13 protein-coding genes and 1 pseudogene are annotated in these 11837 nt (G+C 67.2%); 6 read left to right on the top strand and 8 right to left on the bottom strand.

Going from position 1 to position 11837, the window contains the following annotated elements:
- Window positions 1-134 precede the first annotated feature (134 nt).
- Complete coding sequence (locus AB0368_RS07255; RefSeq protein WP_366152888.1) at window positions 135-497, top strand: hypothetical protein; 363 nt, start codon at window positions 135-137, stop codon at window positions 495-497.
- Window positions 498-573: 76 nt separating this feature from the next.
- Here AB0368_RS07255 and AB0368_RS07250 read toward each other — a convergent pair whose 3' ends face one another.
- Window positions 574-1356: a hypothetical protein gene (locus AB0368_RS07250; protein WP_366152887.1), complete on the bottom strand. Its 783-nt coding sequence runs from the start codon at window positions 1354-1356 to the stop codon at window positions 574-576.
- A 74-nt stretch (window positions 1357-1430) separates the two neighbouring features.
- Complete coding sequence (locus tag AB0368_RS07245; protein ID WP_366152886.1) at window positions 1431-1877, bottom strand: hypothetical protein; 447 nt, start codon at window positions 1875-1877, stop codon at window positions 1431-1433.
- A 228-nt stretch (window positions 1878-2105) separates the two neighbouring features.
- Here AB0368_RS07245 and AB0368_RS07240 point away from each other — a divergent pair.
- Window positions 2106-2282 (top strand): annotated as a pseudogene (locus tag AB0368_RS07240) (DNA-binding protein); the annotation flags it as partial.
- Window positions 2283-2555: 273 nt separating this feature from the next.
- On the opposite strand, the gene AB0368_RS07235 reads toward AB0368_RS07240, so the two are convergent.
- The 4 genes from AB0368_RS07235 to AB0368_RS07220 all read right to left on the bottom strand — a co-directional run bounded on the left by AB0368_RS07235 (window position 2556) and on the right by AB0368_RS07220 (window position 4979).
- Window positions 2556-3014: an Lsr2 family protein gene (locus tag AB0368_RS07235; RefSeq protein ID WP_366152885.1), complete on the bottom strand. Its 459-nt coding sequence runs from the start codon at window positions 3012-3014 to the stop codon at window positions 2556-2558.
- Between the two features lie 310 nt (window positions 3015-3324).
- Entirely contained in the window at window positions 3325-3903 is a 579-nt protein-coding gene (locus AB0368_RS07230; protein WP_366152884.1) for a suppressor of fused domain protein, read from the bottom strand.
- 272 nt (window positions 3904-4175) lie between these two features.
- Window positions 4176-4475, bottom strand: coding sequence for a hypothetical protein (locus AB0368_RS07225; RefSeq protein ID WP_366152883.1), 300 nt, complete (start codon window positions 4473-4475; stop codon window positions 4176-4178).
- 174 nt (window positions 4476-4649) lie between these two features.
- Window positions 4650-4979, bottom strand: a complete 330-nt coding sequence (locus tag AB0368_RS07220; protein ID WP_366152882.1) for a hypothetical protein — start codon at window positions 4977-4979, stop codon at window positions 4650-4652.
- An 889-nt stretch (window positions 4980-5868) separates the two neighbouring features.
- Here AB0368_RS07220 and AB0368_RS07215 point away from each other — a divergent pair.
- From AB0368_RS07215 to AB0368_RS07205, 3 genes are all read left to right on the top strand, one after another.
- The gene (locus AB0368_RS07215) at window positions 5869-6936 is read left to right on the top strand and encodes a hypothetical protein (RefSeq protein WP_366152881.1); all 1068 of its coding nucleotides are present in this window, start codon (window positions 5869-5871) and stop codon (window positions 6934-6936) included.
- Between the two features lie 974 nt (window positions 6937-7910).
- Window positions 7911-8594 carry a hypothetical protein gene (locus tag AB0368_RS07210; RefSeq protein WP_366152880.1) on the top strand — a complete coding sequence of 228 codons (684 nt, stop codon included), beginning with the start codon at window positions 7911-7913 and terminating at the stop codon, window positions 8592-8594.
- Window positions 8595-8946: 352 nt separating this feature from the next.
- The gene (locus AB0368_RS07205) at window positions 8947-9522 is read left to right on the top strand and encodes a hypothetical protein (protein WP_366152879.1); all 576 of its coding nucleotides are present in this window, start codon (window positions 8947-8949) and stop codon (window positions 9520-9522) included.
- Between the two features lie 183 nt (window positions 9523-9705).
- Here the strand turns inward: AB0368_RS07205 and AB0368_RS07200 are convergent, their stop codons facing one another.
- Both AB0368_RS07200 and AB0368_RS07195 read right to left on the bottom strand, forming a co-directional pair.
- Complete coding sequence (locus tag AB0368_RS07200) at window positions 9706-10056, bottom strand: hypothetical protein (RefSeq protein WP_366152878.1); 351 nt, start codon at window positions 10054-10056, stop codon at window positions 9706-9708.
- Between the two features lie 131 nt (window positions 10057-10187).
- Window positions 10188-10601: a DUF1707 domain-containing protein gene (locus AB0368_RS07195; RefSeq protein ID WP_366152930.1), complete on the bottom strand. Its 414-nt coding sequence runs from the start codon at window positions 10599-10601 to the stop codon at window positions 10188-10190.
- Window positions 10602-10917: 316 nt separating this feature from the next.
- Here AB0368_RS07195 and AB0368_RS07190 point away from each other — a divergent pair, with 316 nt between their 5' ends.
- Window positions 10918-11835 carry a transposase family protein gene (locus tag AB0368_RS07190; protein ID WP_366152929.1) on the top strand — a complete coding sequence of 306 codons (918 nt, stop codon included), beginning with the start codon at window positions 10918-10920 and terminating at the stop codon, window positions 11833-11835.
- Window positions 11836-11837 lie beyond the last annotated feature (2 nt).

Here is an 11837-nt window from a genome sequence, read left to right as displayed (position 1 = left end):
CCACCTCGAACGGGCTGCGCCGGCAGCAGCGCCTCCAGCGCAGCCCATTCCTCGCTGCTCAGATGTTCAAGAGGGGGCTAGAGATCTTCACTCCAGTCAAGAGCGGGCGTCGTGTTACATGGGAGCAGCGCCTGATGGCTTCGCTTGCGTTATTTTGGCTTGCGATCACCTGGACCGTTTACACGCTCAACCACTATGAGTACGACTACTTGAATACCACGCTCGCCATTTACGCCGGCGTTCTGGTTGTTCCGCTACTTGTTCGTAACCGGAAGGCGTTCAAGGTTACGTGCATCGTCATCGCAGTGCTGGTAGCCCTGCACGTACTGATGGAGCTGCAGCTCAACCTCATTATGGCGACCGTGCCTCTACTCCTCGCTCAAGTTCGGATCCCGGAAAATAGCCGGAAGGAATTGGCGCCGAAGGTGTTGGCGGTGACCGCGCTTCTATTGGCGGTAATAGCCGTAGCTTGGACGCTCGCCGATGTCTCGGTGTGAATGACTGCCCCTGTGGTGGGCAGCCCGCTGCTCCCAACCAGCGACTCAAGACCGCCGGCGACACCGCCAGCCGCTTCTATCCCAGTCGGGCGCTCGTTGCAGCACGTACGTCCGCGTTTTCGATCGGGTCGTCGCGCAGGTAATGCAGCCGCTCGCGCGTCATGTCGGTCAGCGGCGCGCGTTGCGCGGCCAGCAACCTGACTTTGGTCTCGCAGTCCCAGAGCCCTTCCACCAGGAAGCGTTCCGCGCCGGTCGGGTCGAGTGCGACGAGCGCCTGCAGGTAGGCCGGGCGCTCGTAGGAGTGCGGGCTGTACCACAGTCGGCGAAGCCGGGGCACCGCCGCCGTGGCGGTCGATCCCCCGATCCGCGCCAGAGCGCCGATGAGTTCGTCGTAGCCGCACAGGTCCTCGGGTCGGTTGTCGAGCCAGTCCAGCCCGGCGACGACTGCGGGAGCATCGCTGTCGTCGCCGTGCGCTGCCAGCAATCGAAACGCGGTCCAGAGCAGAGGATGGTCGGGAGTGGCTGCCCACACCCGCGCGGCGGGCACCGCGTCGGTGCCCAGTCGGGCGAGGGTGAGGCCCAGTAGCGGCGCGATCTGCGTTCCGGCGGCGCCATCGGCGGCGAGGATGGCGTCGACGAGGTTGAGAAGGCGCAGGTCCGGTGGGCGGCGGCGCAGCTCGCGCAGTACCGGTCGCCAGTCGGCGGCGCGGGCCGGCTCGGCCAGCACGGCGAGCAGGTCATCGTCGGATTCGGAGGCGTATGGCCGAGCGAGCGGGCGAATGCGCGCGGCGGCGGCGTGGATCGCGGCGGCGATGCGCGGATCGCGTTCAGCCCACCGGGGCACGGCGGTGATCGCCACAGCACATCCTGGCTCGCCGCGGTGTCCAGCCGATCGTTCACGACGGGGTGCAGGTCGTCCCAGTACTCGGCCGGTCAGGAGATGGCCACCGTGGTGAGCGCTTCGAGCCAGCGCTCTCCGTGGGTGATGTAGCGGCGCACTTCGTCGACGACTCCGTCGAGGCCGGCACGGCCCAGGACCTCCAGCACGCCGAGGGTCGTGGCGAACTCATTGTCGTCGTCGGCCTTCTCCGCGGGTGCGTGGAACAGCCTTGCGGCGATCGGTTCAACCGGCAGTCGCAGATCCCGCACCAATCGAGCCAGATAGACGTCGCGCTCGTCGACCTGCCAGTCCCAGCGGTAGTCGCGGCGGAGGCAGTCTGCCACCAACGTCGGGGCCGACGGGTCGGACATTGCGAGGTGCGCGCCGCGGCCAAGCCCGTGCTGCAGTGCACCAGCCAGCGTCCGTGGGCTGCGGTAATGCCAGGAATGATCGCAGTCGTCAGTAGTACAGCTCATCGGCAGGCAGCGTGCCGTATCCACGGTGACGGTGTGCGGCGTTTTCTCGACCCGGTCTCTCTACGGCGCTATCCCATGTGCGACGCGGCACAAGTCGTCTCTCACGATCTTGGCGGACGCGCCGATACGTTCGCCAAGATCGTGAGGAGCCGCCATTCGGGATGAGAACCTGCACGAGCCAGGAACCGCACCTCAGCCATGGGTTGTCGTACGCCTATAGTCGTCTGTGTGGCACGGTCGGTACCTCGCTTGATGGGCGCGCACGAGATCCGTGTCCGGTTGGGCCTGCTCAGCCGGCAAAGGGTGTATCAAATCACCAGCCGAAAAGACTTCCCGAAACCCGTGGCGGACCTGCATCAGGGCAAGGTCTGGCGCGTTGAGGACGTAGAGGCCTGGGTGGCCGTACACCGGCCCCAAGACCTCGATGAACCCAATCTCGTCGACGGCGGACCGCTTCCCAGGGACAGCTGTCGGCGCATGCCAGCCGTCACCGGATGACTCTCCGCGTTGGGGCGGCTGATCTGGTGAACGACTACGTGGACCACTGCCAAGCTTGGGCGCCGCCCACGAGGAACATCTCCGGCGTGGTGGCGGCGATGGTAGCCCGAGACGGCGAGTGCATCATTGGTGCCGGGCACGTCGCCAGGAGCGGGGCTCCCCGGAAGGGCCCGCCTCGTCACGCAGAGCGGCGGGTGTTGCCGGTCAGTTCGCCTTGAACTGCACAGCGGCGGGCTTCTTACGCGTCACCTTCTTGACGGGTTTGACTGGCGTGCTCGCTGCGGCCTTCGACTTGCGGGCGGCGGGCGGCGCGGCGGGTGCCTTTTTTGCGGCCTCGTACGCCTCGACCACGGCCTGTGAGATGCGCCCTCGCTCGGACACCTCGTGACCATTGGCCGTCGCCCACGCGCGGATTGCCCTGTTGTCGGCCTTGGCGGTCTGTCGACTCCGCGTGGGTGTCATGCCTGGCCGCCAGGTGCCGAAGCCCCGGCCGACCTTCGCCCCTGCACCGAGGTACGGCGCCAGTGCGTCGCGCAGGGCAGCGGCGTTGGTCTCGTTCAAGTCGATCGTGTAGTCGGTGCCCTCGAGCGAGAACGTGACGGTTTCAGCGGCTACGCTTCCGTCGAGGTCGTCGATCAGGGTTTCAATAACCTGCTTAGCCATGTTTCCTCAATGGTGTCTCGGAGCGGGTGAATAGCCCACCGGGGGAGCGGATGCAAGAGTCAGTTGCCCGTGGTCCGTCCGGGAATCAGATCACAAGCCGACGAGGAGTCAGTCGCGGCGGCCGTGGCCAGCGAGGCCGTTGACCCGGGCCCTCATGACCGCGCTGCACCCTGGGGCGGACATCCACGTGCACTCCGTCTCGGGTCCAGCAGCAGAGGTCGGCGTCGCCGGCGGCGCGGGCGATAGGTCTGCTTCTCTAGCGGGCGCGGCTTGGCGCATGCAGCGGTCGTCATGAGGGCGTGGGATTCGGTCAAACCACCGATGCTCGTCCGGGGTCTACCGGGTCGATGGCGCGTTCCTCGAGCAGGCTCTCCAAGGCCTCTAGGCCATCGGTGCGTCGAAAGTCCCTCTCCGCTTCGGTGATCGGCAAAAGCCACAGGATCCGGAGGTGAGCGCCGGTGCCCCATTCGCAGATCTCGAAATCCGGACCGAAGAGATACGGCAGACTCACCAAGTAGTGGTCACAGTTTGAGCCGTCGAGCCACGGACGGCCGATCGGGACCGTATGTCCGACATCGAGCCGTTGCCGGGCAGGACCGCAGTGGTAGTAGGCGTTCATCGTGATGCTTTCCAGGTTCTGCCAGTCATCACGTGGCGCTGCCAGGAGGAACTCCAGCCCATGGCCGTTCAGCTGGGTCGCGGCCCAGCAGCCTGAAGTCACGTACAACCACCAGCCTCCGGTGGAGCCTGGGTGGACCCGGAACACCCGGAATCCTGGTACCCGGCTCTCAATCGGTCCTTCTACCCCGGGCAGCTCGTCGATCAGCCGGTCGGGGAAGCGGTTCCGAAGGTGATCGAGCAGGGCGAGACGAGCGGATGGATCGGCCATCGGATCATGGTGCCGGATGGAGGGGTCCCCGTCACTGCAATGCTGGGTCGACGGCCGCAGGGCAGCAGGGGATACCGCCGCTGGACCAAAGCCGCCGACGAGATCCTCGCCAAGGCTGCGAGCGGGACGCCGTAGAGCTTGTCCGCTGCCACGTACGCCTAGTGATCTAACGGGCTTCACGGCGCCTCGCGACCGGGCGGCGTGTATAACTCTGACGTCGTCGAGGGAGGTCTCGTCAAGAGGCCGACAAGGGGGCGACACCGCCGCGGACGTCACTTGAAGTCATAGGTGTAGCACCAGGCGAGGGCTCGGACAGCGTCCTCTCCGATCTCAGGATGCTTCGCGTGGAACTCGGCTGCCGCCTGTTTCCCCATCGCAGAGATGTCAGGGGCCTCGACGTTGGCTTTCGAGTTGTAGAAGTCATCCGCGAGGGTGCGAACTCGCGCCAATAGGTCCAGGCCAAGCTCGTCACCGAAGGCGGTGACCACAGCCTCGTCATCGCGTTCTGGCCAGGGATTACGTCCCCGTCCTGTCCACACAACGATCGCGCGCGTCAGCAGTTCGTTGTCCATTGTCATCGCCTCCAGATCACCGACGAAGCGCCTGCCGATGGATTTATGGCCGTGATGGAGCTGACGTTCTTGACCTTCAGCGCTGGAAACTCAATCTGCGCCCAGACACTGTCGAGCGGAACCAGAAACACACCTCGAACTGCCGGAAGGTCAGCTTAGGTGACTGCTGCTGTACTAGCCGCTGGAGCGGCCGGAGCGTAGTCGGCGGCCCCTCACGAACAGGAGGATTGCCGCCGCCAGCAACGACCCGAAGGCGGCGACGGCCTCGATAGTGTCGATCGCCGGGGAACTGGGCAGCAGGTGGCTTGCCCCGATCACCCCGAAAGACAAGCCCAGAAGCAGGTAGGTGTAGGCCAGCGTGCGAGGCTCTGCGATCTCAGTACCGCGAAGGACTACGGACCGGTCGGGCTTGCGAGCCCGGATGAGCAGCAGGAGAGCTGTTCCGGCGAGGAGCAACGACAAGGTGCATCCTCCAGCGAACAGGACCAGATCGGCCGAGTCCATGATCAGAGGTTAGGCCCAGCAGTCCTGCCCGATTACGGAAAGTGAAGCTTTCGCCACACATGCGGCCCCCTGGCTCCCGGCTCGCGCGGTGACGCTTCACGGGGCACTAGCCAGCTGCCCTGGCGTTCTAAAGGTTCATGGGCGATGCGATTCGGCATGTGGCCCATTCGTGAAACCCGCGTGTGAGGAGGTTCGCGAGGATAGCGTCGTGCTGTGCGGCTGTCTTGAGATGATCGGGCCGTGAGTGATGGAGGGCCGGCAGCCGAGCTCTTGCGATCAGTTCGTCGAGCGCCGAGCTACCCGGCGTTGCTGAGGGTTGCACGCCTCAACGCAGGTGGGCTCGTCCTGATGATGGCCCCTGCTCTACTCGTGACCTGCACAGGCCTGAACACTTGGTTCATGCTGCCCAGTGCAGCAGGCCTTGCACTGGTGATTGTGGCTTCGGTGCTAGCAGCCAGGGGATATCGGCGGCTTGAGCAGGATCTCCCGAGCGAAAAGGTCACGGAAGCCCGGTCAGCGGCCACCATTGCGGCTTTCCAAGACCTGATCCGTCGTCGGTAGGCCCCTCCGAGCCGCCCTCTCCAGCTGCCATCCCCGTCCGCCGTCGACCAGGCGCCGCGGAGCGGCCTGCCCTGCGGTGACGGTGTCCGTCAGCCGGGCCGGGGAGGCGGCGGAGCAAGTACTCTGGCGTCGTCGAAGAAGAGGACTCCGCGGTTCGCAGCGCCATCGCGCGTTCACGCTCCTGGGTGAGAGTGCTGGAAGGCACCACGCCGCCAGCGCGGAGGGTGACGACGCACCAAGCCTGGCCACCGCGCGTGCTCAGCGGCATCTGAGTGCGCCCACGGCCCCGCTGCGCAGCCTGTGGCGGACGACCCTCCTCCGTTCGGACGTGCGGTTGGCTGGCTCGGGGGACGCCAAGGGATTCGATCAACGCCTACCGTCTGACCAGTGCGCGGACTTCGGAGATGGCAGAGCGACAATCGTGCCTGGTGATCACGGCCCTGAACTGATCGACGACCCGCGCACCGCGGCCAGCGAGCTCTGGCAGGTGACCCAGCCACCGCCGCGCGAATCGGACGTGAGCCGGTCGGTGACCCGGAAGCGGCGGGGCTGGCTGGTGCCGGTCGGTGCTGCGGCGGCCACGATCCTTGCCGCGGGAGCGCTGGTGTTCGCCACTTACCGGACACCCCCAGAGCCCCCTTCGGTGCCGGGGATCGTTCCAGCGGGGCCGGCCCGCCTGATCGTCCGGGACGGCGATCTGGTCGCGGCGAGCGGCCCGGTCGAGGATGCGGAGTTGTGCGCGCCGGCCCCAACCACGGCCAATGTCGGCGGCGATACCTGCCCGTATGGCATCCGGGTACCGGGCGTCAGGGCAACCGACGGCGCGACGCTGCGCGGCCGCTGGCATCCGGGTCGGCTGTCCGCCATCCGGCGGATGCCGTACTCGCCCACGTCGGCCGGCGTGCTCGGGGATTCCGACCTGCCGGATACCCCGCCGTGCCCGGCGCCGGCCGGCGGCTGGTCGGGAAGTGAGGACTGGCTCCCCTTGGGCCTCGACGAACCGGTCGACGACTATCTGCGCAGGCATGCCGACCAGTTCGCAGAGCCGTTCGCGACGCACAGCGGAAACGCCCGCATCCTGGTGGTCGAAGTGGTAAGCGGCGACGTGGACCAGGCCCGGGCGGCGTTGACCGCCATCTACCCCGCGAACCTCTGCGTGGTCACCGCACCCGGCGGACACAGCATCGCCGCCGAGAACAAGCTGCAGGCCACCACCGGCAAAGCGATCGGGGCGCTGATGAACGACGAAGCTCTGGGCATCTACCTGATCACCCCGGAGCACGGCAAGCTACGGGTCAACATGCTCCAGCTGACACAGCCGCTCTACGACAAGCTTGCCGCGATCGGCCTCGACCACCTGATCCTTGACCCCTGGATCCGCCCGGCCAGCCGGTAGCCGCGGCGGGGATACGGCGGATCACGGGTCTACGGCGTCCCCGGCGCAGTCCGGTGTTGTGGCGATCCTCGAACTGTCGCGCTCGTGTGCGGCTCCATGCCACCTGAGCTGCGCAAGTTCGGGGTCGGTGCTGCGAAGGGCTCAGCCTCACAACATGACGTTGAATCGGAGCCCGGCCCTCCACCGCGTTGGCTACACCATGAGACCGGGCACGTGACCGAACGCGCGTTTTCGGCGGCAGATCAGTGCGCCGCCGACATGCACCCTTGCGGCGTTTATTAGGCGGACTTGAGCCGGTCTTGAGGGAACCACCCGATCGAGGATGCGTTCAGATTTCCGGATGCGCTGCCGGCGAACACCGGCAGCGGTACCCCGATCGATGGAGCCTCATGTCGCAGCCGCCCCACCCTTACGGCCAGCCTTCCGCAGAACCGTACGGCGTCGGTCGGCCCCACCCGCACCACCAGGATCCCGGTCTGCCGCCAGCCGGTTCGCACCCGGGGAGCAGTCTCGTGCCGCCCGGCATGCCCTCGGCACCGGCTGCTCCGCAGTGGGCCGGCGTGGTCGCGGAGCCGGGCTTCGCGTCGGGTTCGGGCCTGCCGGCCAGTCATGAGGCGGCGCCCGGGTTCGCGGCCGGCTCCGGTCTGCCGGCCACCCCGGAATGGCTACCCGCTTACGGGTACGGACCGTCCGGGTACGAGGCGGCACCCCCGATGCCCGGTGCCGGGCAACCACTCGCTCCGCCCGGGCCGGCCCAGCCCGCGTACGGGCAGCCGGCCGAGCTCGGGTCGGATCGAGCCGCGTACGGGCAACCGGGCGGATCGATGCCGGACCAGCCCGGATACGGCCAGCCCGGATACGGCCAGCAACCGCCCGCGTCCGGGCAAGTAGGTCCTCCGCACCCGGGACCCGGCCAGCCTGCGTTCGGGCAGGCGAATTTCCCGCCCCCGGGTGTCGGCCTCCCGGTATTCGGAGTGCCGAAGGAGAAGTCGAAGAGGATACCGAGGCTCATCGCCGCGATCGCCGCGGTGGTCATCCTGATCGTCGCCGGCGGTGTCGCCGCCTACAGCGTCCGGAAGGACGACGACGTGGCGGTCGCCGTGGCGAGCAAGTCCAGCAGCGCCGCCAAGACCACCAAACCTGCGAAGAAACCCAGTACTGCGAAAACCACCAAGACCGCGAAAGACGCGAAGGACGCCAAGACCACCAACACGACGAAGACTGCTACAACCGTCAAGACCGTGGAGCCTGCCCAGCTCGGCGGCCGCCCGAAGGACAGCGACATACCGGCCGCTTTCGCCAAGGCGCCCGGACGGACCAGTGAGGCCAGCGCCCTGTACGGCACTGCCAGCAAGCGCGACATGATGATGGTCCAGGCGGTCGCAGCGCCGGTCCGCAGCCCCTCTACCGATCTGACGGCTTTCCTCGCCGGCATGTCGCACAGTGGGCTTGCCCTCGAGAACGTCACCTCGATGGACGCCGGGACGTTGGGTGGCGTGGCCAAGTGTGGCACCGGGACCGTGCAAGGGAACAGCGTTGCGATCTGTGCATGGGCCGACAAGGGCAGCATGGGCTTCCTGATCTGGTACTTCAGCAAGGTCGCCGAGGCCAGGTCCGCATTCCTCAAGCTGCGCGGACAGATTGAGAAGCGGGGCTGACCCGGGCCACGGCGTGCGCCGATTGGGCGGGGACCTCGCGTACAGCCAGAGCGTCACCGATGCCTGCATGGGCTGGCACCGCCCTACCCCATTGCGTCGACCCATAGCCAGACCAGCCCCCTGCTTGGTTCCATGACGTCGGGGCAACGGCACGCTGCGGTGGCCGGTGAGGAGCACTCGCTTGTGTGCGTTGACCACGTCGCGGTGTCGGCCAGTGTTCGTGCGATGTCGTTCACGCTGCCGCTGACGCATGACGTCGGCGGCATGTTGCCCTCGATCGGTGGGCTGAAAGCCGTTCGCCTACTGTGGGCAGCCCACTGTGTTGACCACTTGTTTGAGCCAGGAGACTTTGATGGCGTTGCCCGAGCTGACCGTCATGCAGCAGACGTTCGAGTTGTTGCACCCACTGGACTCGCACGCCCGGCGTCGGGTTCTGAAGTGGGTCAAGGCCGCACTCAACGAAGCCGAACCCGCGTCCCTGTCGACAATAGCCGGACAGGTCGATGCCAGGGCGCCGCAGAGGACCGAGCCAGGCTCCACCAGTGTGGTCGAGGAGCCCGCAGCCGACGCCACCGGCGAACCCGCTTCGGCTGTTGACAGCGGTGCCTCGACCCACGACCGGGCTGCGGCCACGAAGCCAGGAGTGCCGAGTCCCGCATCGGCAGCCGACCAGCCGGCCCGGCGGGCCGCGAAGACAGCCGCGAAGTCCGCGCGAGGCCCGGCCAAGACCAAGACCGCCGCCCCGGTCGTCGGCGCCGGACGGCATGGCCGGCCGCCCGCCGACGAGATCATGCGGGTGTACAAGCAGGTAAACGGCAAACTGACCGAGCTGGCCAAGCACTACGGCAAGCCCTACGGCACCATCCAAGGCTGGGCCAGCACTCTTCGCGAACAGGGATATCCCATCGGCCGCTCCCGCAAGTCCTAACTCGGAACAACCGCCACCGGCCCCCGCCTCGCAGCAGCGCGGGGGCCCCGTGCCAACAACCACGGCAACGGCAACGACCGAACGACCTCGCCGAGACGACCTCGGTCGCACATCCGAGCCGCCAACGCGGCAGAACAGTGCACGCCTGCACCGGTCAGCCCACCGGGTCTGGACTATGCGCTTTCAATCCCGGGGGCCTGGCCAGATCGGTTCCTCGTCCCTGGGCAAGGCGGCCGGGTCCGGGTCCGGGATCCCGGATAACCGGCACAGCTGACGCACGGCGTCTGCGAAGCCTTCGGCGTCCTCATGCACCTCGACAAACTCGCCGTAGGTGAGGTTCACCGTCAGGTCGACACCGCGGTCGCCGTCGGACCCAAGGTCCGTCCTCGAAAGCGAAACAGCGGAGATCTCATCCCACGGCAACGCGTAGACGCTGGTGCTACCCGGCCGCATCTCCTTGCCGAATACCGAAACCAGCGCCTCGGTCACCACCGTCACCGTGATGCCCTCACCGGTTACCTCGATCCGCCGCACCGGCGCATTCTAGGCAGCGAACCTCCACTACGGGCTGCGCTGACCGGGCAGAGCGGGGATTCACCGAGCACGCTCGGCGGCAGAAGTGCACCTCGGGGTACGTTCGTCGATCAGCCCGAATCGGGGCTGGGTTACCGCCGCCGGATTGCCCACACTCCCAGGGTTACCGACAAGAGAGCAGCACCGGGTGGCCCGGCCACCCATACCGGCCACGGGTGGATTCCTCCGCCCGCGGCAGTGGTCGCCAATGCCCACACCGCAAAGTTGACGGCCACCGCAGTGCCCCAAATCGTCCAGAGAACCCTCAGGGCGTGAGGGAGACCTCCCGCCGAGTCGGGTGCGAGGGTGGTCCTGGCGGGAACCTCGTCGATGGCAAGCGTGGTAGCGGGTAGGTCCTCTATCAAGACAGTCAGGTCGGCATATGTGCGTGCCTCATAAGCGATTCGCAGGCGTTCGTCGTACTCCGATAGTGTGAGCCGGCCCTGATCGACGGCCGACTGCAGCTGTTCAACGACGTGCTGGCGGTCAGCGTCGGCAGCACGCAGTATCGCTACCTCGGCGTCACGCCACCGGGCGGGACTACGGACATCCTGAGTCATCGATCGGTCCCTTCGGCGCTGCTGTCGGGGCAGCGTACCCAAGATGGCGCGACATCGTCACTGCTGCGTGCCGGTCAGTTGACTGCATACGAAACCGCTCGCCTTCCGCCATTTCGTCCGGCGTCGAGCCACACCGTGGTGGGCCCGCCCTGCCATTGGGGGGCATCACCAGTCGGGTTGGGGAGCCGGCGGAGTAACGACCTTGTGCACAGTAGGCGGCTGGTTGCTTCTGAGTCGGGTGCGCGATGATCTGCGGGTGTCGATGCGGTGGGCTCGTCGAGTGTTCAGCCATCACGCGTTCACCGGGATCTCCCGACGGCACTTGCATCTGTTGGTAGCCGAGCTGCGCCCGGTATGGCAGGCCGGCAGGGAAGGTCGGTTGCATACCCGCAGGGGTGGGCGCCGCCGCCGGGCGCCCGGTGCCGGACGCCCACCGACGTTACGGTTCACCGACCGGCTCGTCGTGACCCTGGCCCATCTGCGGTTGGGTCTGCCGCACGGCGCGATCGCGGTGGTGTTCGGGGTGGACCGGTCCACGATCACCCGGGCGATCGGGCAGCTCCGACCGCTGTTGGCCAGCCGCGGCTGCGCGGCGCCGTCCGGGGTGCGGCTGCACACCCTGGCCGATGTGTTCGCCTACGCCGCGGCCGAGGGCGTGACAGTGCGGCTGGATGCCACCGAGATCCGCGTGCGCCGGCCGCGGGCCGGTCGCGCCGGGCGTAAAGCGTTCGTGTCGGGCAAGCTGAAACAGAACACCATCAAGACGAGCGTGGCCGCTGACGAGCACGGCGCGACGCTGTGGTGCGGCAGCACCCGTCCCGGACGCATGCAAGACACCACCGCCGCACGCATCGAAGGCATCGGGGGACTGCTGCAGCTGCATCCCACAGTGCAGCTGCTCGTCGACGCCGGCTACCAGGGCCTGGCCCGCGACCATCCCGACCAAGTGAGCGCCCCGCCCCTGAAACCGCGCCCTGACGCCCCTGTCGAGCGTCACATTGAGTGGCAGACCGCGCGCAAGGCACAGTCGTCGCAACGCATCCCGGTCGAACACGCCATCGCCGAGCACGAGTGGTGGCGCGTGCTGCAACGCTTCACCGGCCGCCGGGAACTACTACCCGAGACCATCAACGCCGTCGCCGGACTCGTCTCCGACCGCTCCTCCGGCCTCACCTGGTAGCC

Source organism: Actinoplanes sp. NPDC051475, assembly GCF_040689425.1.
Taxonomy (GTDB): domain Bacteria; phylum Actinomycetota; class Actinomycetes; order Mycobacteriales; family Micromonosporaceae; genus Actinoplanes.
This window is presented reverse-complemented; position numbering and strand designations above follow the sequence as displayed.